Origin of the sequence: Paenibacillus sp. OAE614, assembly GCF_040546645.1 — a bacterium.
Classification (GTDB): domain Bacteria; phylum Bacillota; class Bacilli; order Paenibacillales; family Paenibacillaceae; genus Paenibacillus_AQ; species Paenibacillus_AQ favisporus.
In genome coordinates, this window is sequence record NZ_JBEPOD010000001.1 from 4232088 (window position 1) to 4253286 (window position 21199).

Annotated in this window: 15 protein-coding genes and 1 tRNA gene; 1 reads left to right on the top strand and 15 read right to left on the bottom strand. The window is 53.5% G+C overall.

Going from position 1 to position 21199, the window contains the following annotated elements:
• Window positions 1–3 precede the first annotated feature (3 nt).
• From parE to ABIE48_RS19410, 4 genes are all read right to left on the bottom strand, one after another.
• Window positions 4–1986 carry a DNA topoisomerase IV subunit B gene (gene parE, locus ABIE48_RS19395; protein ID WP_076170964.1) on the bottom strand — a complete coding sequence of 661 codons (1983 nt, stop codon included), beginning with the start codon at window positions 1984–1986 and terminating at the stop codon, window positions 4–6.
• 81 nt (window positions 1987–2067) lie between these two features.
• Window positions 2068–3057 (bottom strand): ABC transporter permease, encoded by a 990-nt coding sequence (locus ABIE48_RS19400; protein ID WP_163876889.1) that lies wholly within the window; start codon window positions 3055–3057, stop codon window positions 2068–2070.
• Window positions 3050–4033 (bottom strand): ABC transporter ATP-binding protein, encoded by a 984-nt coding sequence (locus ABIE48_RS19405; RefSeq protein WP_145132100.1) that lies wholly within the window; start codon window positions 4031–4033, stop codon window positions 3050–3052. Before ABIE48_RS19405 ends, ABIE48_RS19400 begins: the two co-directional genes overlap by 8 nt.
• 33 nt (window positions 4034–4066) lie before the next feature.
• Entirely contained in the window at window positions 4067–4978 is a 912-nt protein-coding gene (locus tag ABIE48_RS19410; RefSeq protein ID WP_354519518.1) for a GDSL-type esterase/lipase family protein, read from the bottom strand.
• 129 nt (window positions 4979–5107) lie between these two features.
• Here ABIE48_RS19410 and ABIE48_RS19415 point away from each other — a divergent pair.
• Window positions 5108–5180, top strand: a tRNA-Lys gene (locus tag ABIE48_RS19415).
• 190 nt (window positions 5181–5370) lie between these two features.
• On the opposite strand, the gene ABIE48_RS19420 is transcribed toward ABIE48_RS19415, so the two are convergent.
• The 11 genes from ABIE48_RS19420 to ABIE48_RS19470 form a co-directional block, all read right to left on the bottom strand.
• Window positions 5371–6120, bottom strand: coding sequence for a CAP domain-containing protein (locus ABIE48_RS19420; protein ID WP_192715579.1), 750 nt, complete (start codon window positions 6118–6120; stop codon window positions 5371–5373).
• Window positions 6121–6377: 257 nt separating this feature from the next.
• The gene (gene mglC, locus ABIE48_RS19425) at window positions 6378–7406 is read right to left on the bottom strand and encodes a galactose/methyl galactoside ABC transporter permease MglC (protein WP_089547997.1); all 1029 of its coding nucleotides are present in this window, start codon (window positions 7404–7406) and stop codon (window positions 6378–6380) included.
• 23 nt (window positions 7407–7429) lie between these two features.
• Window positions 7430–8941, bottom strand: a complete 1512-nt coding sequence (locus ABIE48_RS19430; RefSeq protein ID WP_192715580.1) for a sugar ABC transporter ATP-binding protein — start codon at window positions 8939–8941, stop codon at window positions 7430–7432.
• Between the two features lie 95 nt (window positions 8942–9036).
• Entirely contained in the window at window positions 9037–10086 is a 1050-nt protein-coding gene (locus ABIE48_RS19435; protein ID WP_076170952.1) for a galactose ABC transporter substrate-binding protein, read from the bottom strand.
• Window positions 10087–10287: 201 nt separating this feature from the next.
• A complete protein-coding gene (locus tag ABIE48_RS19440; protein ID WP_145024000.1) occupies window positions 10288–11268 on the bottom strand; it encodes a substrate-binding domain-containing protein in 981 nt (326 codons plus the stop codon).
• Window positions 11265–13019, bottom strand: a complete 1755-nt coding sequence (locus ABIE48_RS19445; RefSeq protein WP_145024612.1) for a sensor histidine kinase — start codon at window positions 13017–13019, stop codon at window positions 11265–11267. Before ABIE48_RS19445 ends, ABIE48_RS19440 begins: the two co-directional genes overlap by 4 nt.
• Window positions 13020–13063: 44 nt before the next feature.
• Window positions 13064–14734 carry a response regulator gene (locus tag ABIE48_RS19450; RefSeq protein WP_306433678.1) on the bottom strand — a complete coding sequence of 557 codons (1671 nt, stop codon included), beginning with the start codon at window positions 14732–14734 and terminating at the stop codon, window positions 13064–13066.
• A 248-nt stretch (window positions 14735–14982) separates the two neighbouring features.
• Window positions 14983–15444: a GNAT family N-acetyltransferase gene (locus ABIE48_RS19455; RefSeq protein WP_234489346.1), complete on the bottom strand. Its 462-nt coding sequence runs from the start codon at window positions 15442–15444 to the stop codon at window positions 14983–14985.
• Entirely contained in the window at window positions 15434–16624 is a 1191-nt protein-coding gene (gene purT, locus ABIE48_RS19460; protein WP_192715847.1) for a formate-dependent phosphoribosylglycinamide formyltransferase, read from the bottom strand. Before purT ends, ABIE48_RS19455 begins: the two co-directional genes overlap by 11 nt.
• Window positions 16625–17146: 522 nt before the next feature.
• Window positions 17147–19021, bottom strand: a complete 1875-nt coding sequence (locus ABIE48_RS19465) for an ABC transporter ATP-binding protein (RefSeq protein ID WP_145023996.1) — start codon at window positions 19019–19021, stop codon at window positions 17147–17149.
• Window positions 19018–20790 carry an ABC transporter ATP-binding protein gene (locus tag ABIE48_RS19470; protein ID WP_192715581.1) on the bottom strand — a complete coding sequence of 591 codons (1773 nt, stop codon included), beginning with the start codon at window positions 20788–20790 and terminating at the stop codon, window positions 19018–19020. Before ABIE48_RS19470 ends, ABIE48_RS19465 begins: the two co-directional genes overlap by 4 nt.
• Window positions 20791–21199 lie beyond the last annotated feature (409 nt).

The window sequence follows — 21199 nt, forward strand, 5'->3', positions numbered from 1 at the left end:
CTTCTATTCCTCGAACTCTCTAAAGTCCACGTTTTCCACGATCCAGCGCTTGCGCGGATCAATCTTGTCGCCCATCAGCGTGGAGACGCGCCGTTCGGCCTTGGCGGCATCCTCGATCTGCACCTGCAGCAGCGTTCTGGTATCCGGGTTCATCGTCGTTTCCCACAGCTGTTCGGGGTTCATTTCGCCGAGTCCCTTGTAGCGCTGAAGCTCGTAGTTTTTACCGAACTCTTTCAGATAGTTTTGCAGCTGCTCGTCGTTATATGCATAACGGATCGTCTCCAGCTTGCCGGACTTCCGCGTAATTTTGTACAGCGGAGGCTGAGCGATATACACTCTTCCGGCATCGATCAGCGGCTTCATGTAACGGTAGAAAAAGGTCAGCAGCAGCACTTGAATGTGCGCTCCGTCCGTGTCTGCGTCGGTCATAATAATAATTTTGGAGTAATTGCTGTCTTCGATTTCAAACTCGTTGCCGATGCCGGCCCCGATGGCGGAAATGATCATCCGGTATTCTTCATTTTTCATAATGTCGGCGAGCTTCGCCTTCTCCGGATTCATCGGCTTCCCCTTCAGCGGAAGGATTGCCTGAATTTTGGAATCGCGGCCCTGCTTGGCCGATCCGCCCGCAGAGTTCCCTTCTACGACAAACAGCTCCGTACGGGTAAAATCCTTCGACTGCGCCGGCGCCAGCTTGCCGCCCAGATTCGAGCTCTCGCTGCGCTTCTTGCCGCTGCGCATATCGTCGCGCGCTTTCCGCGCGGCTTCCCTCGCTTTGGAGGCCTGGATCGCCTTTTTGATCAGCGTCTGGGCCACCTGCGGATTTTCCTCAAGGAAAATCTGCATTTTCTCCGACACGACCGCATCGACGGTGCTCCGCGCGGAAGCGCTGCCGAGCTGGTCCTTGGTCTGGCCCACGAATTCGACTTCGGCCATCTTAACGCTGATGACCGCCATCATGCCTTCGCGCAGATCGTTCCCCTCAAGGTTTTTGTCCTTTTCTTTCAGCAGGTGATTTTTGCGGGCATAATCGTTCATCACGCGCGTGTAGGCCGTTTTAAAGCCTGTTTCATGCGTACCGCCGCCGCGAGTCGGAATCGAGTTAACGAAAGAAGCGATCGTTTCGGTATATCCTGCGTTATACTGCAGAGCGACCTCGACCTCGACATCTTCCTTTTCCCCGTAAAAGTGAATGACGTCATGCATGACGTCTTTGCCTTCGTTCAGAAATTCGACGAACTGGCTGGCGCCGCCTTCATAGAAAAACTCGTCCTGGCGGTCCGCACGCTCGTCCTTCAGGACGATCCGCAGCCCGGAGTTCAAGAACGCAATTTCCTGAAGCCGTTCGGCGAGGGTATCGTAAGTTACGTTGATACCGCCCTGAAACACACGCGCGTCAGGCTTAAACGTCACCTTGGTGCCGGTCTTGTTCGTATTGCCCAGCACTTCCAGGCCGGTCACCGGCTCGCCGACGTGCTCCTTGCCGTTCTTGTCCTGCCAATATTCAAAACGCATCCGGTGAATCTTGCCTTCCCGGTAAATTTCCACCTCAAGCCATTCCGACAGCGCGTTGGTCACCGAAGCGCCTACTCCGTGCAAACCGCCGGACTTCTTGTAACCCGATCCGCCAAATTTACCGCCGGCATGCAGGATGGTATATACTACCTGCGGCGTAGGGATACCTGTCTTATGCATTCCTGTCGGTATCCCCCGTCCGTTGTCCAGAACGGTAATGGATCCGTCTTTGTGTACCGTAATATCAATTCTCGTGCAGTATTTGGCTAAATGCTCGTCTACAGCATTATCAACAATTTCCCATACCAGATGATGAAGTCCGGATGAGCTGGTGCTGCCAATATACATACCTGGCCGTTTGCGAACCGCAACCAGGCCTTCGAGCACTTGAATGTCGTCAGCATCGTATCCGGTTTGGCCGTTCGGGCCGCCCTTTGATGACTCTGCAAACATATCGATCTGCTCGACCATTCATGCTCCCCCTTTGTGTATCTTTATGTAGGATGAATTTCATCCAAAATGCAAACAGATGTTTTGTTATCCTTGTCCATTTTAATTCAAGATATCCCTTTTCGTAAAGACAAGGAAAGAGATTGCAATCGCAGCAGCCCCCCAAACCGTCAGCACGATGAGGGAAAACGTCAAGCTCATGCCCTCGATCGGCGCCGGCGTGCCCGACAGGTAATTGGTCAGCTGCAGGTTGACCATAAATAAATATTTAGCGCTGTTCCATGCGGACGCCATGTTCGTCAATATTGAGCCGGCAATCAACGCAGCCATCATGACGACGATACTGGCGGCGGTACTGCGGACAAGCACGGACACCATAAATGCGAGCACCCCGACGACAAGGCTGACGAACCAGGCAAGACCCGCCTGCATCAGCAGGTATTCCCACTGCGGAACGGCATGAACGGCGGACATATCCACCTCCGAGCCGCGGATAAGAAAGCCCGTGAACACCGGAATCGTAAAGCCTTTGTAGCCAAATACCGCGCCCGAAATCAAATAAGTGATGATGACCGTCGCCACGACGATTAACGAATTGTACATGACCAGCGCGATCAATTTGCTGAGCAGCACTTTCCACCTTTTGACCGGCCGGGTCAGCAGCATTTTGATCGTTCCTGACGTTCTCTCACCTGATACGATATCCGAGGCGATCGCCATCACCAGCAGCGGAATGAACAAAGAAATGGAGTTGTCCAGAAACTCGCGGGTAAAGGTGACGCCGTTCGGCTCGTTCGGGTTCACGTCATGATCCAGATAATACTGCAGCTGCTGGATAAAAATTTTCCGGAACTTTTTCCATTCGTCCGGAACGCGGTCGCTGCTGAGTGAATTTTCATTATCGGTGATCTGCTGCTGAACTTCAAGCCGCCAATCGCCGTGAAACTTCTCGCGTGTCCGTTCAGCCGAGCGCATCTGGGCGTAGGTGAACATGGGCACCAGGACGACAAGGATCAGCAATACGACATAAAACCGTTTCTTTTTGATGATTTTGATCGTTTCGTTTTTGACCAGCGGAAGCAGGTTAATCAATGCTCTCACCTTCCGTCATTTTGAGGAACAGCTGTTCCAGAGTCGGATTAATTTTATGCACGCCCTTGACTTCAATCCCTGCTGAAACGAGCTGTCTGACGATGGAGGCGACATGCTGTTCGTCCATCCGGGTCACGATCGCTTCCTGCCCCATACCAGCGATGATGGCGTCATCGAGCACCTCTTCGGCGTCCGAAATCACCTCTACGCCTGCCTGCCGGCTGAGTAAGGACCTGCCTTCTCCCACGGAAGAGAGATCCCATATAACATATTGGGCATTTTCCGATACCAGCTCTTCAACAGGACCCACGGCCAGTACACGCCCCTTGCTGATGATGGCCACCCGGTCGCACAGCAGCTGGATTTCGCTCAGCAGGTGGCTGGACACAAATACGGCGAGCCCTTCATCGGCCAGCTGACGGATAAACTGTCTCAGCTCCTTGATTCCTTTCGGATCGAGCCCGTTGGTCGGTTCATCCAGGATCAGCAGCTTGGGCCGTCCCAGAAGGGCTTGGGCGATTCCAAGCCGCTGCCTCATCCCGAGCGAATACGTGCTGACCTTGTCATGAATGCGCTGGTCGAGTCTGACGATGTCAACCACTTCCTGGATACGCTGACGGTCTATGCCGCGCTGCATCCGGGCAAAATGCTCGAGGTTCTCCCATCCTGTCAAATAAGTATACGCCTCCGGGTTTTCGACGATCGAGCCTACAAACCGGAGCGCCTGCTCCTGATTCTTGTTCACGTCGTATCCGCACACCCGGATGGTACCGCTGGTCGGCTTGATCAAATCCACCAGCATGCGGATGGTCGTCGTTTTGCCAGCCCCGTTCGGGCCCAGAAAGCCGAACACTTCGCCCTCCCGGACGTCGAAGGTGACATCGTGAATGATCCACTTCCGTCCGATCTTCTTCTTCACATGCTCCACCGACAGAACGACGTCATCCTGCGATTTCAAGATGCTTCCTTCAGACATATGCGCGCCTGACGCCCCTTTCCCGCTTCTTTCTCACAACATTCCCTGTACAATTCGCTCTGCAATCCGCTCATATCCTTGATCGTTCGGATGGAAATGGTCCGTCGACAAATACTTGTTCAAACTGTGCTGAAACAGGTCGAACGTTGGAACAAGCGTCATGTTGTCATATTTATTGATGACCGTGAGCGCGGCACTGTTCCACTCCGAAACGGCCTGATTACCGGCCACTTTAAGATCCTTCACGTCTACAAACGGATTATAGAGCCCGACGTAAATGATGAGCGCATCCGGGTTGATCTTCCGGATTTGCTCCAAAATTTGCTGCAGCTGTTTCTTCGCCTGGGGCAGCGCTTCCAGCAGCTCATCAGGGTCCAGATCCGCAGCCTCTCCGTCGTTGGTTGCCGTACCGGTCTGGCTGCCTGACAGCAGATCCGCCCCCTGGAACAAATCATTGCCCCCGATGGACAACAGGATGATGTCCGCCTCGCCAAGCACGTACCGGGTCCCTTGTTCCTTCAGCTTCGGAAGCAGTCCGGATGTGGTCAGCCCGTTAATGCCGAGATTGTTCAGCAGGGTCACCTTCTTGCCCGTAGCCTCCGCAAGCTTGGTCACACTTCGCCGCGCGAAGCCGCTCCCGGTGCTGTCGCCGGTTCCTTTGGCCAGGGAATCTCCAATGACCGCAGCCTTCAGCTCTTTTTTCTGTTCAATATTGCCCGGTGCCGTTCCTTCAGGTTTGGCGGAAGGAGCCGACAGGTTTAACTTGCTGCCTTGGGGATGGTTGATATCCTGTACCGCGTATGCGAAGCCGGCGATGAGGAGGAGCGTTGCCGCGATGGACAGAATGCCGATAATCCGCCAAATCCACTTCGATGAACTCAAGACATAATCCCTCCACAGATCAATCTGAACGGTCGTTTCCGTAAACGTTATGTACATAAACATAAAACTTCTCCCGGCAATTTGCAAATCATGCCATATTCCCGGTTTTAACGCCAGCCTTTTTTGTCGATTTTGTGAACATAGTGGATATCGGGGAGAAACGGAGTTATAATATTCCCTGTTAGACGACGCGGGTTATTAGCTTAGCTGGTAGAGCAGCCGACTCTTAATCGGCAGGTCGCAGGTTCGACCCCTGCATAACCCATCAAAGCAGAATTCGTATGCTGAAGCATGCGGGTTCTGCTTTTTTCAATTCCTATGCAATCATCGGACTCACCGTCCAAACCCGGTTTTCCATATTCCCGAGGGATTGGCCGAACTTTTCTTAAAATAAAAGGGTACCCCTGCCGAACGGCCATGGGGCACCCCTTTTTGTTTAGATGATATATGAATGATTAGTTCGCAATAAACTCTTGAACCCAGACCCCATTATAGTAGGCCACGCCGATCGTGGTGTAATGGCTGTTCAAAATGTTCGCGCGGTGGCCTTCGCTGTTCATCCACGCATTCATGACGTCAGCCGGATCCTTTTGGCCTTTGGCGATGTTCTCGCCAGCATAGCTGTAAGAAATGCCGTACTTCTTCATCATGTCAAACGGAGATCCGTACGTTGGAGAATTGTGGTCAAAGTAATTGTTGCTGTACATGTCTTTCGCTTTGTCCATCGCCATACCGGACAGCTTCGTATTTTCCTTCAGCGCACCAAGGCCGGCTTTCGCACGTTCCTGGTTAACCAGCTTGACAACTTGAGCGGCATAGCCGGACTTGTCCGCCGTGTTGCTTCCGCTGTTGTTGGACGGAGTCGAAGGCGTCGTAGTCGTTGGCGTCGACGGCTTGCTCGTCTGTGGAGCCGAAGGCTTGCTTGTTTGCGGCGTGGAAGGTTTGGTCGTCGTAGGCTTGTCCGTCCCCGTTGTCGGTACGTTTACTTGCCCATTGGAAGGCAGCTCGTATACGAAGTTCCAATTCAAAGAACCGCCGTTATTTTGCAGCAGCTGCTCCAGGTAAGCCTGCAGGCTGCCGAGATCTTGTTTTTGAGGAGCGGAGGTGGCAGAAGCGGCTGATGCAGATCCGGACCCGATCAGTCCTGCAGCCAGTACGGCAGCGAAAGCTCCTCCGGCGATGGTCTTCATCATTCTGTTTTTCATCTTGCAAACATCTCCTTTTCGCAGTGAATTATCGTAAGTTGATTTCGTTTACACAGGTTACAAAGTTGTAAACAATCTACCCTCACATTGTAACATGTTTGTTTCTTCTGGCTACGCCTCAAATATTGGTAAACCTTCTTACATCAACCATCCGTCCTTCTTTCAGCCGAACTACTCCAGCTCCAGCACAAATAAGCCGCAGCATGAAATGCCGCAGCTTGTTTGCATAACGAGAAGATCGATTCCTTTATGGCCTATTACTTTTTGGCAGCATACTTCCGCATGTCGAAAGCGACGGCCGCTACGATGATCAATCCCTTAATGATGAGCTGCCAGTAAGGGCTGATGCCGATAAAGGTCAAGCCATAGTTGATGATCGTGAAGATCAGCACGCCCACCATGACGCCGGGCACCGTGCCAATGCCGCCGGTGGTCGACACCCCGCCGACGACGCAGGCCGCAATGGCGTCCAGCTCGTACATATTCCCGTAGTTGTTCGTTGCGCCGCCGGTTCTGGAGGCTTCGAGCACTCCCGCCAGCCCGTAGAGGGCGCCTGCGATGGCATAGATATAAATCAGGTACTTGGCGACGTTGATGCCCGATACTTTAGCCGCCTGGATGTTGCCGCCGATCGCGTACATGTATTTTCCAAGCTTCGTTTTCGTGAAAATGACCCACACGATGAACGCCACGAAAATGGCGATCAGCACGATATAAGGCACGGAATACTGCCCTTCTCCGATATATCCCGTTCCGATCGCGGTGAAATCTTTGCGCAGACCCCCGATCGGCTGGGAGTTATTCGGCTCCATATCAAAATACAGCGAGTTCAGGCCGTACACGGCAACCATCGTGCCAAGCGTTGCGATAAACGGCGGAACGTTCAGCTTCGAGACGACCAGCCCGTTAACCAATCCGCACAGCAGGCCGACGATAATGGCCAGGACAATGGGCAGCCATACTTGAAGATGCGGCAGATTCGGAAAAAAACGCGCAGCATAGTCCGAGCTCTGCAGCATCGATGCCGATATAACCGCGGTCAGGCCGACGATTCGGCCAGCCGACAAGTCGGTTCCGGCCGTGATCAAAATGAATGCAACGCCAAGCGCGATGATGGCGCGGGTCGATGACTGGATCAGAATGTCCCGCAGCGAGTTTACGGACAGAAAAGAAGGATTGTAGATCGTAATCCCGATGACCAGCAGCACCAGCACGATGTAAATCGCATACTGCGAGGCAAATCCCTGAAATCTCCTGCCTGTGTTGATTTTATTGGTGTTCAGCATGTTAGTTCCTCCTTCGGCTTTCCCTAATGCTGGGCGGCCAGACGCATGATTTCTTCTTCCGTGGCGCTGCTTCCGTCCACGATGCCGGTCAGCCGTCCTTCGGACATCACCATGATCCGGTCCGACATACCGAGCAGCTCCGGCATTTCGGAGGAGATCATGATGATGCTTTTCCCTTGTTTCGCCAGGTCTTTGATGATCGTATAGATTTCAAACTTCGCCCCGACGTCGATCCCCCTTGTCGGCTCATCCAGCAGCAGAATTTCGGGTTCGGTCAAAAGCCATCTGGCCAGCAGCACCTTCTGTTGGTTGCCGCCGGACAAGTTCATGATCAGCGCCCGGGTAGTCGGCGTTTTGGTGCGCAGCTTCTCCACCATTTGATCGGCTTCCTGCTTTTTGCGTTTGCCGTCCAGCAGGAACAACGCTTTGCGGTATCTGCCCAAATTGGCGATTGCCGCGTTTTCGTGCACAGGCAGAACGGAGAAGATGCCGGTGACCCGCCGTTCTTCCGTCAGCAGCGCCATACCGAGCTTCTTCGCGTCCTCCGGCGACTTGATCTTGACCAGTCTGCCGTTCAGGGAAACGGAGCCCGAGGCGATGTCCCTCAGCCCGAACAGCGCTTCGATCAGCTCGGTACGCTGGGCGCCGACCAATCCCCCGATGCCGAGAATTTCCCCTTTGCGCAGCTCAAAGGAAATGTCTTTAAACGATTTCGGGATGGGCGAAGTCACGCCCTCAACCTTCAAAATCACTTCGCCAGGCACGTTTTCCTTCTCCGGAAACCGGTGTGTCAGGTCCCGTCCGACCATCTTCGCGATAATCATCTCTGTGGTCAGCTCGCTGGCTGGCCATGTGCCGATTTTGCTGCCGTCGCGCATAATCGTGACATCGTCGGAAATTTGCAAAATTTCCTCCATTTTGTGCGAGATGTAGATGATGGCCACCCCGCGTTTCTTCAGGTCGCGGATGATGCGGAATAAATGCTCGACTTCCACACCGGTCAAGGACGACGTCGGTTCGTCCATGATGATGACCCGCGCATGAAAGGATACTGCCTTGGCGATTTCGATGGACTGGATTTTGGAGACCGACAGCTTGCCGACCATCACGTCCGGATCAATATCAATGTCCAGCTGCTTGAACAGCTCCTTCGTGTCCCGGTACATTTTTTTATGGTCGATAAACCGGATGAATCCCGCGCCTTTTGTCGGAAAACGCCCCAGCCAAATATTTTCCATCACATTGCGAAAAGGCACCGGGTGCAGCTCCTGATGAATCATCGAAATCCCCAGGTTCAGCGCATCCTTGGAATTGTTGATCTGGACCTTATTGCCGTCCAGCAGAATATCGCCCGCGTCCGGCGAATAAATGCCGTACAGGCATTTCATTAAAGTGGACTTGCCGGCACCGTTCTCCCCCATCAGGGCATGAACCGTACCGGGCCTTACCTGCAGCGTAACCCCGTCCAGCGCCTTAACGCCGGGAAACTCTTTGCTGATCCGGTTCATTTCCAGTAAAAATTCACGCTCAGCCATAACTTCCGCTCCCTGCCCTCATCCAGAGGAAAGGACGGACCGCGCTTCTCGTCCGCCCTTTCCGGGGATGGTTAGTTTAAGTCCAGCCTGTCGGCTTACTTCGCATCGTCGATGTTGTCTTTGGTAATTTTTTTGTAAGGAATCCACACGTATTGATTATCCGTAATGTCGAATCCGACGTTCTCCTTGGTCGGCGTTTCGCCCTTGGCCAGCAGCGTGGCCAGCGTCACGGAAGCTTTGCCCTGGTTGTTCGCATCGTTCAGCACTGTGCCGAGCAGCGTGCCGTCCTGCAGTGCTTGAAGCGCCGGCGCCGTGGCGTCCACGCCGACAACCGGCATCGTTTTTCCGCCCGTGAAGTAGCCTGCCGCTTTCAGCGCCTCGATCGCGCCAAGCGCCATGTCGTCGTTATTCGCGAGAACGGCTTCGATTTTATCACCATGCGAGCCAAGGAAAGCGGCCATCTTCTCCTGCCCTTTCACGCGGTCCCACATCGCGGTGTCTTCCGCCAGCTTCTCGACCTTGATGCCTGCGTCTTCGATCGCCTGGATCGAGTACTTGGTGCGCAGCTCCGCATCCTGGTGTCCGGGTTCTCCTTTGAGCATGACGTACTGCAGTACACCGTCTTTGTTTTTATCCGCTTCCGGATGGGCCTTCCAATAGTCCGCGATCAGTTCCCCGGACATCGTGCCGGATTCTTCGGCTTTGGCGCCGACGTAATATACTTTGTCCCATTTCTTCATGTCTTCGGGCAGCGGCTCACGGTTCAGGAAGACAACCGGGATGCTGGCCGTTTTGGCTTTGTCGATAATCACGCCGGCCGCCGTGCGGTCCACCGGGTTGATCAGCAGCGCATCGGTCTTTTTGGTGATGAACAGATCGACCTTGTCGTTTTGGGTCGGCTGGGAGTTCTGGCTGTCCACAATATCCACCTTTGCCTTGCCTTCCGCATTGGTTTTGATGGCATTACGTACACCCGTCATGAATGTATCGTCGAATTTATAAATGGCTACCCCGATGGACGGCTCCTTGCCGCTGTCCGCGCTGCCGCCCGATGCCCCCGAGGATTTGTCGCCGGAGTTCGAGCAGCCGGCCATGACCGTACCCAGCAGCGCACCGGCTAGGATGACGGAAGTGATTTTTTTCATCGTTCACAGACCTCCTGATATTCTCTTAACGAGCCTCTCGTATCTCTCTTGGATACGTTTACATTATGCTGTATCCGCGGGCAGATTCGAATATAAAATTCTCATGAGTTCTATGAAAATTCTCATGACGTGGGGAGAATGATGTGATGAACGCAAAAAAAGTGCCGCTTAAGGAGGTGCGGCACTCGGTTCACCAATAGCTCAGCGGACAAACGGAAACAGCTGCTTTTGATTTTCCGGCCAGAGCATATTGTCGAGATCGATGATTTTGGACTTGGTATCGATGCGCTCAGGGACGTCCAGGCCCTCCATCGCTTCAACAGCGTGCTGCACAGCCAAATAACCGTTGTTAAACGGGTTCTGGATGACCGTAGCCTGCACGATCCCCTCCTGCAGCAGCTCCATCACTTTGGCCGGGCTGTCAAACGTGATCAGCTTCACGCGTCCGCCGGCCCCCAGCTTCTGTATCTCCTCTCCGGTGCCGATCGACGCCACTTCGTTAAGCGCCACAATCCCGTTTATATCGGGATGCTCGTTCAGCATTTTGCGGGTGAGTTCACGCGCCAGCTGTTCATTGGACCGGCAGTATTCCACGGCCACGACCTGAACCCCGGGAAACCGGGCGATATAATCCATAAAGCCCTCCTCGCGCTCGTCGCCGTTTTTGGAGCCCTGCACAAAATTCATCACGCCGATGCGGCTGTTCGTTCCAGTCAGGGCGACCATCCGCTCCGCCGCCTTCTGGCCGGCTTCGTAGTTGTTCGTGCCAACGAACGTTTTTACCCGGGCCGATGCAACCTCGGAATCCATTGAGATGACCGGGATTTTGTAATAGGCCGCGCGGTCTGTCACCTGGGCCAGCTTCATGTAGTCGCTCGCAGACAGAATGATGGCATCCGCCTTGTTTTGGATGGACTGATCCATCAGGCGAATTTGCCCATCGATATCGCTTTCGTTATCAGGAGCCTTAAACGTCAGCTGAACGTTGAATTCTTTGGCCGCCACCTCGGCGCCCATTTTCACCGTGTTCCAGTAGTCGCCGTGGTTCATCTTGACGATCATGTCGATGGTCCGCGGCTTGCCGGAGGCGCGGAGATTCGGAGGCGACGAGGAACAAGAGCCCGTGAGGAGCATGATTGCAAGCAGCAGCGCTACTCGGACGATTCCTTGGCTTAAGCTCATGATATCCCCCTCTCCAGTTCCTCCGCACGGTCCGATACCGCCGGCAGCGTGATCGTAACACTTGTCCCTTCTTCCAGTTCGCTCGCAAAATGCAGACCGTAAGGCTTGCCGTAGCACAGCCGGATGCGCTCATTCACGTTCTTCACGCCGACACCCGATCCACTGCTGCTGCGGTGATTACCGCTGAGAATCTGATCCATCACCTGCGGGGTCATGCCAAGCCCGTTGTCCTTGACGGTCAAGACGAGCTGCTCTCCCTGAACCGCCGCCGAGATGGAGATCCAGCCTTCGTCCGGCATTTTCTCGATTCCATGATAAATGGCGTTCTCTACGATCGGCTGCAGGATCAGCTTCAGCGTCCTGCAGGAGCGTGCGGCTTCATCGCACTGAATATCATAATTGAACTTATGCTTGTAGCGGATTTTCTGGATGATCAAATAATGGCGCACATGCTCCAGCTCTTCTTCAACGGTGATGATCGTGTTCCCTTTGCTCAGACTGATCCGGAAAAACTTGGACAGCGAAGTGATCGTCGTCACGACCTCTTCCTTTTTGCCTTTTTCCGCCAGCCGGATCACTGAATTCAGCGTATTGTAGAGAAAATGGGGATTGATTTGCGACTGCAGCACATCCAGCTCGCTTTTCCGTTTCGCTTCCTGCTCGTGAATGATCTGGTCCATCAGCTGGCGGATGCGGAGCAGCATAAAATTAAACCGCTTGGACAGCTGCACCACTTCATAAGCGCCGCTGACGTAAATCGGCGTGCTGAAATCCCCCTGTCCGACGCTTTGGACCGACCGCTCCAAGCGGCGAAGCGGCTGGGATATTTTCGCCGAGATGAAGACAGCGAGGAGTACCACAGCCGTAATGACGACCACGAGAAACCAGAAAATAAACTGATTCAGGTCCTGCTTGGTCGTCACAATTTCGTCCGGAAAGGCAACCCCGACGATTTTCCAGCCGATGGGCTGTACCGTCCGGATCGTGATATACCGCGGCACGCCAGTCGATTTATCGATATAGCTGCCATAGGCATAGTCAAACACGGGCTCCAGATTTTCGTACTTCAAACCGGCATAGATCAGCTGCTGCTGCGGATGGTAGACGATGTTCCCCAGCTCGTCGATGATGTAAGCATAACCTTGTTTGCCAAGGCTCACTTTGCGGCTCAGCTCATCAATCGTCCGGAAGTTGACGTCAACGAGCAGAATCCCGCGCTTTACTTTTCCTTGGTCCCGGTATTCGATCATGCGGCTTAACGATACGACCCACTTGTATTGGCCCTTGTATAAATTTTGGATGTGCGGCGGGGAAAAAGACAGCTTCTGCGGCACCTCCCGTGCCGATTCGTACCAGCTCTGTTCGGTAAGCTTGGTGTTCCGGCGCATTTCGGCATTCGGAATGTCCAGCACCAGCCGGCCTTCGGGCGTAAACAGCCCTACGGATACAAGGTCTTCCCGTGTATGAAGTAATGTGGTCAGCTGCTCGCGGAGCACCCCGCTGCTGACGTCAGGCGTTTGATCAATCTGCTGCTCGACTACGGCATAAATGTCCTGCATCCCTTTGACATACAGCTCCAGGTGGTAATTGACCTGCTCGATGATTTGCTGAATATTGAGGTAGGCGTTCTCCTCCGCCGTCTTGGAAAATTTGTTGTACAGCATGATGCTGACCAGGATGACGACGAGCACCGTCATACCGGCAAAGGTCGCGGTGATGATCGTTTGAATGCTCCGCAACCGGAAGGACATGGGCAGCCGGGGAGCACGGGGCTTCAGGCGATGATGCAGAATCTTCAAGCCGATTCGCCTCCTCCGTGGCCGCTGCGGTATTCTTTGGGCGTAATACCGAACTTCTTGCGGAAGCAGAAGCTGAAGTAGTTCGGATCCGCGAACCCAAGCGTTTCGGCGATTTCGAACGCTTTCAGCGGCGTCGACCGCAGCATCTCCTTGGCCGCTTCCATGCGTACATGCAGCAAGTAGGCTACGAAGGTCATCTTCATTTCCTTTTTAAAAATGCTGCTGAAATACCCGGTGCTGATATGCAGATGCCGGCATACTTTGTTGATGGAAATGTCACTTTCCCGGTAATGCTCATGAATATACGCTTTGGCATCCTCAACAAGCTGGTTATATCCGGACTGCCTTCCCTGCGCGATCGTTATCATCAGCCGCGAGGATACCCGGTGTATCCACTCCCGCAGCTCCTGTAAATTGTTATAATGGTACATGTCGGCGAAAGGCAGCGATCCACGGCCAAACAGCTCTTCAAGCTCGATGCCGAACTCCTTCGCCACCCGGATGACGGCGGTCAACACGCCGATGATATACACTTGGCAGTCCTGCACGCTAACCTTGGACGACTCCAGGCCGTCAAACATCCGCCTTACCGTCTCCTCCAGCTCTTCCGCCGTGCCTACGCGGATGCTCCGGACGAGCTCCTGCTCCTTCAGGCTGTCGAATACGAGCGGATCCGCCTTCCGCTGTTCCACATCATCGATCCAAATGACCCGGTTGTTGCCGAGAATAGGACGATAGTCCAGCGCCTGCGACGCTTCCGCGTAAGAATCGAACACATCGCCTAACGACCGGTATACAGAGCCGGCCCCTGCCGTCACCGTCAGCTTCAAATATTTGTTCACGTTCAGACGGATTTCCTCCAGCAGCTCCAGCGTCCGCTGCGCCGCCGCACTCTCATCCGCATCGGGCAGCACTGACAGGAGAACGCAGTCGTTATGGTGAATAAACGCCTTGAACCCTTGCCGCAATTGGCAAATCTCTGCCGCCACGTTGTACACGGCAAACAGAAGCAGGTACCGGTCCTCCGAGTATTTTAGCGATAGCGCTGATGCCGGATCCTCCGCCTCCTCCCTGACATCCCGTTCTCTCTGCACTGGATCGGGACGAATGATCGAAGCCATAAAGGTTTGTCCGTCCAGGCTGATCCCGTAACTGGCTCCTTTCTCGATGTATTCCTCAGGCGTAAGCCTCCGGGTCACCAGTGAAGACAAAAAAAGCTCCCTGAGTACAGGTATGCTTTTCCGGTAATGCTCCATCAGCAGCTGGACGTTTTCCTTCTCAGCCCGCTCAGCATCCATATGCGTCTTCACCTTCAGCAGCACATCCACGAGCTCCCGGGAAGAAAACGGCTTGAGCACATATTCGTCAATCTGCAGCTTAATCGCTTTTTGGGCATACTCAAACTCATCGTATCCGGTCAAAATAATGATCTTGGTGGACGGGGCATGCTCCCGGATCCACGCGGCCAGCTCCAAGCCGTTCATAAAGGGCATTTGGATGTCGGTCACGACGATGTCCGGCATCTCCTTTTCCATCCATTCCAGCGCTTCGCGCCCGTTTTCGGCTGTACCCGTCACCTGAAAGCCGTGAAGCTCCCAGCTGATTTCCTCGACCAGCCCATCCCGGACGTCTTCTTCGTCTTCCACAAGCAGCAGTTTATACATCATTCATCCCTCGGCTGTTCCAAATTTGTACTCACACTTGTCAGAACATGAACTATCGGCTCCTCCGGCCCCAGAACTCATTAGTCTTGTCGAAAAATGTAACCGCTTTCTAAATATCACTCACGTATTGTATATCAATTCATATGTATTGTAAATATTGAACATGTTTGTAGAATACTTCGGTACTTAAGGATACAGGAAATAGAAAAAAGCCCTCCTCTGCAGGGGGGCCGGTATGTTGGAAATCGGTATTATTTCAGCTTTCTGATGAAGCGGTAGCCGACTTTATCAAAACCGATATGTTCATAGAAGGCATGGGCCGGGGCACGTTCAACACGGTTGCCGCTCGTCAAAAACAGAACCTGGCTGCCGTGGGCTCTTCCCCATTCTTCGCTGCTGCGGATCAGGCGCTTGCCGATCCCTTGGCCGCGGTGTTTCTCGGATACGATCAAAGCGGATACCTGAGTCGCCGTCTCGCCTGTGGCATAGGAGTGAACCTGATTCAACGCCACCATGCCGACAACTTCTCCGTCCAGCTCTGCCACCATCGTGCACAGTTTCGGATTGTCTTCCGAGGCTTCCATCCGTTCGCGCATAACGTTGATCGTCGTTGGATAGTTAAGCTCGCGCATTAACGCCGTTACAGACTCCAGATCGCAATTGCAGTTCGATTTGCGGATTTGCAAAGTAGGAGCCGACAAATTACTGTTCATGATCATATTCCTCCACTTTTAAAAGACTGGCGGCTTGCTTAGCCGTGTTCCGTGCTTTCTGAATATCCGGGTCAGTGCTTAACGCTACCGCCATCCTCCGGCCGATCTTCGTTTCAGGCTTGCCGAAAATCCGAACCTGTGTCCGGGGAAGGCTCAGTGCTTCCTCTACACCGCTGACGGCAAAATTCGTACTTGCATTCACCGCTTTCAAAGTTGCCGAAGCTCCCGGTGTCAGCAGTTCTACCGACGTAACCGGAAGTCCGAGAATCGCTCTGACATGCAGGGCGAACTCCGATAAATCCTGCGTCACCATGGTCACCATACCGGTGTCATGTGGACGCGGGGATACTTCACTGAATATGATGCCTTGCTTTGTAACAAACAGCTCCACTCCGAAAATGCCATATCCCCCGAGCTCGTCTGTAATGGCTTTGGCAATGGACTCTGCCTCCCGCAGCTGCTCTTCACTCATGACACGAGGCTGCCAGGATTCAACATAATCCCCGTCCTTTTGAATATGTCCAATCGGCGGGCAAAAGGTGGTTCCGCTCACAGAGCGGACCGTCAAGAGCGTAATTTCGCTCTCAAACGTAACAAATGCTTCAACGATCACGCGGGTGCTCTTCGCTCGTCCGCCTTCCAGGGCTGCATTCCAGCATTCTTCCGCATCTTCTGGCGTGCGGCAAACGCTCTGCCCTTTACCGGATGAGCTCATGATCGGCTTAACCACGCAGGGCGTGCCAAGCACGGCTACCGCTTCTTGCAGCTCCTCCAGGCTGTCGGCGAATCGATAATCCGCCGTAGGAAGTCCGAGATCTTCCGCAGCCAGGCGGCGAATCCCTTCGCGGTCCATCGTCAGCCGGGCGGCGCGAGCCGTCGGAATGACGCGGTACCCTTCCTCTTCCAGCTCAAGGAGAGCCTGTGTAGCTATAGCTTCAATTTCCGGGACGATGATGTCCGGATGTTCCTGATGAATAATCCGCTTCAGCGATTCGGGATCGAGCATATCAATGACATGGCTTCGATGGGCCACCTGCATCGCAGGGGCGTGTTCATATCGGTCCACGGCAATGGTTTCTACGCCCAAACGCTGAGCCTCGAGAACTACTTCTTTTCCCAATTCACCGCTGCCTAGAAGCAGCAGTTTTGTAGCATGTGCAGAAAAAGGAGCACCCCACACCACTTCCCAATTCCCCCCTACTAATGTATACCACAAATGTATACCTCTCTATCATTTTCGGGGTTCCGAAGGAAGAATGCAAGAGTGCTCCGACATTTTCCTGCAAAATTCACAATCTCTCCTTATTTGAATGGCGATCATTGGAGAAGCTTGCTTGATTTTACAATTTTGGTTGTTTGTTAATTGGCTGTAAACGCACCGTTAACTTTCGGCGACTGGGGAAAATATAATATATCCAACGATGTACCTACGGAAAACAATCCATTTTTATGCGGAAGTTTATCTTTCGGCCAGAATAATTCAGCTCGGCTGAAAGCCTATATAAGTGATAAAAATGAATGATGGTGGTGGCAAGTACGTAAAATGTCCCTACGACCTCTCTTGTTTTCGGATTTCTCGATTAGATGGAACCACGTGAGGCAGAAATCCGAAAGCCAAATGAGGCCGCTTCGCTTCTTCGGAATCATTTTACTCCCTTGCTGGCATCGACTTCTTTAGGTCAACTTATATATTATATCATCCTCAGACAAACCGGAACTGCGCTTCGATCAGACCATGGTACGTTCCCTGCTTCTGCATCAGTTCCTGGTGATTGCCTTCCTCCTTGATCTCGCCGTGATCCAGTACGACGATTTTGTCCGCGTGGCGGATCGTCGACAAACGGTGCGCAACGATAAAGGAAGTACGTCCTTTCAGGAGCACCTTCAGCGCTTCCTGAATTTTCAGCTCGGTCTCCGTATCGATGCTTGCCGTCGCCTCATCAAGAATGAGAATGCGCGGATCGGCCAGAAGCGCCCGGGCGAAGGACAGCAGCTGCCGCTGCCCCATGGAGAGCATGTTCCCACGCTCCTCGACCTCCGTATCGTAACCGCTCGGCAGCTTCATAATAAATTCATGAGCGTCGACGGCCTTGGCTACTTCCTCGATCTCCTCGTCGGTCGCGTCCAACCGGCCAAAGCGAATGTTATCGCGGATCGTTCCCGAGAAAATGAACGTGTCCTGCAGCACGATTCCGATTTGGCTGCGGAGCGTATCCAGCTTCACGTCCCGGATGTCCAGACCGTCAATCGTAATTTTGCCCCCTGTTATATCATAGAACCGGCTGAGCAAATTAATGATTGTACTTTTTCCTGAACCGGTATGCCCGACGAGGGCGATTGTTTGACCCGCCTTGACGTCGAGGTTGATACCCTTGAGTGCCGGCCGGCCCTTCTCGTATTCGAACACAACATTCTCCAGCTTGATGTCGCCGTGAATTTTCGGCATCGGCCGGGCATTCGGCTTGTCGTCGATATGCGGCTTCTCATCGATAAATTCGAAGATCCGCTCCGAGGAAGCCATCGCCACCAGCAGCTGATTATACATTTGGCCGAGCCGGTTGATCGGCTCCCAGAAGTTGCCGACATAGCTGGAGAAGGCGACCAGGAGACCAACGGTCAGCTGGCCCTCCTGTATCAGGTAAGCCCCGAACCAGAACAGGATCAAGGTGCCGATGCCTCCTGTGATTTCGATCAGCGGGCCGAACCCTTGGTTCAGCGTGGACGCACGGTCCCACGACTTTTTGCTGTCCATGTTCATTTTGTCGAAAAACTTGATGTTCTCCTGCTCCTGCGTGTAAGCCTGCGTAACGCGGATCCCCTGGATCGATTCGTTCAAATGCGAGTTGATCCGGGAGTTCTTCATGCGTACTTCCTGCCAGGCGCGGCGGATCTTGACCCGCAGCTTCGTGGAGATGAAAAACATGATCGGCACGGTCAGAACAACCGCAAGCCCGAGCTTCCAGTTGATCAGCATCAAAATGACCACAATCCCGACCAGCTGGACACAGTCGATCATCAGGTTGACGACGCCGTTGGTGAACAGCTCCTGCAGGGAGTTGACGTCGTTGGTGATACGCACGAGCACGGAACCTGCGGGCCGCTTGTCAAAGAAGTTGAAGGACAGCTTCTGGATGTGCTGGAACAAATGCGAACGCAGGTCGTAGATGACGCGCTGTCCGATTATGTTGGTCAGGCGGATGCGGTACGTACTCGCGATCCACTGAATAATGTAAAGAACAAGTGCCCCTGCCGTAAGCAGGTACAAGAGCGTCAGGTTCGTATTACCGTCTTTCGGCGCGATTGCCTTGTCGATCGCCTGACTGGTCAGGAACGGAACGGTCAGTTTCGTAATCGTTCCGAGGACCATCATCAGCAGGACGAGCGGCAGCATTTGCTTGGCATAAGGCTTCATATAAGCAAACAGCCGGGTCAGCTGGGACCAGTTAAACGGCTTTTCGATGACTTCGTCATCCTGATATACGAAGCGTTCGCCGGTTACACCTGGCGTCTTCCCCTTCGGGTTGTTCTTATTTGCGGCTCCCGGCCGCTGTTTATTCGTTTCCGCTGCGGGATTCATGAGCTCACCTGCTCTCCTGCATTCCCATTCATCCGGGCAATGTGGTCTGCATATTGAATATGGTATACATCCTGGTAAGGGCCAGGCACCGTGATTAAATCTTCATGCTTGCCGCGCTGCACGATTTTGCCCTCGTTCAGCACGAGAATCTCGTCGGCATGCCGCAGGGAAGAGATCCGGTGGGCGATGATGAACGTCGTCCGTCCCTTCATAACTTCCTGGAAGCCCGACTGGATTTCATGCTCGGTTTCCATGTCGACGGCGCTCGTCGCGTCATCGAGGATGAGGATCTTCGGATTCTTCAGCAGCGCGCGCGCAATCGCGATCCGCTGCTTCTGCCCACCGGAGAGGCCCATGCCCCGTTCGCCGACCACCGTATCGTAACCGTCCGGCATTTCCATAATGAAATCGTGGGCTTTGGCCAGCTTGGCGGCCCGGATGATCTCGTCCATCGTTACGTCCTTCAGGCCGTACGCGATGTTATTACGGATACTGGACGAGAACAGGAACGTCTCCTGGAACACCGACGCGATTTGGCTGCGCAGGCTCCGGACTTGAATGTCATTGATGTTCTTGCCGTCCAGCTTGATGCTGCCGCTGTTGACGTTATACGCATGCATCAGCAGCTGGATGACCGTCGATTTCCCTGATCCGGTTCCGCCGAGCAGGCCGATGACCGATCCTGGAGGCGCATCCAAATTAATGTCCTGGATAGCGGCCAGCTTATTGCCATAAGCAAAGGTAACATGTTCAAAAGTGACATGCCCTTTCACTTCGTCGGAAGACAGAGCGACGGCATTGTCTTTATCCTTGACGTCAATCGGCTGGTTCAGGAGCTCGAGCACCCGCTCCCCCGAAGCTTCCGACTGCGTGTAGTTGTTAATGAGATAACCGATATTCCACATCGGTCCGATAATGTACCAGATCAAGCTGAAGAAGGCAACGAGCTCGCCCAGCGACAGCAATTGGTGGATGACCAGCGTGCCTCCGACACCGAGGAGCAGCACGACGCAGATGGACGCGAGAAGCTCCATGACCGGAAAGTAGCGGCTCCACAAACCCGAAGCGAAGATCTGGTTGTTTTTGTAGCGTTCGTTACGCACGGAAAACTTGTCGACTTCGTGAGGCTCACGCGCAAATGATTTGACCGTACGAACACCTGTAATGTTCTCTTGTACCGAAGTCGTCAGCGCACTCAGTGCCAGGCGCATTTCCTGGAACGCCGGGTGGATCTTGCCTTCGAACTTCAGGGCGACAAACACCAGGAACGGGATGCTAATCATGGTAGCGAGCGTCAGCTGCCAGCTGATCGACAGCATCATGACCGCTCCGAACACAACCATCAGGATCGTGTTCAAAATTTGCGGGATACCGAAAGCGATAAATTGCCGGATCGCTTCGAGATCCCCGGTCAGACGGGACATCAGGTCGCCGGTTCTGGCCGTGTCGTAATAGCGGAAAGACAAGACTTGCAGCTTCTCGTAGCAGCCGTTACGCAAACGGTATGCCAGATAGTTCCCCAGTCTTCCGCCGAGCATGCCGCTTAAAAACTGCATGACGGCTTTGAGGGTGACGACACCGATGACGGTGAGCGCCAGAGCGGGAACGAGCTCAAAATGCTGCGGAACGATCGCTTCGTCGATCAGCTTCCGGAGCAAATTCGGGGTAACAAGCCCCAGCGCAGTAGCTATGGCGAGGCAGAGTATAGATAAATAAAGAAAACTGCGCTTCGCCCAAAAAAAGCCCTGCATTTGCCTGAGAACATTCATGGTTCTCCTCCTTCGAGTCATGTGAATGCTTGAAAATCATTCGCGTAAGTTGTGAACATTTATGAAGTTTAACACCGTCTCCAAGAGGCGGCAAAGAGGATAACAGCGCATATTTTCGCCGCTTTGTCAATGGTTCGGCATTAACTGGATATAATCCGGGTTTACTTATCAAATCATGCCAAATCCTCTCAATCTCTGCGCTTCCCGATAAAAAGCCGGGTGGTGCTGTAAAAGCGCTTCCTGACTTGGGGGAAAGCTTCCATTTTTCGGTCTCCGAAACGTACCCCCAAGAGGTCAGTGGACCGCTCAAAACCTGGACTTGCCCGCCCAACATATCGAAACAAAAAAAAGCCCCTATAACAGGGGCGTTGGCTTTCAAATTACCGGCTTTGCCGGTGGTGGTTTATTT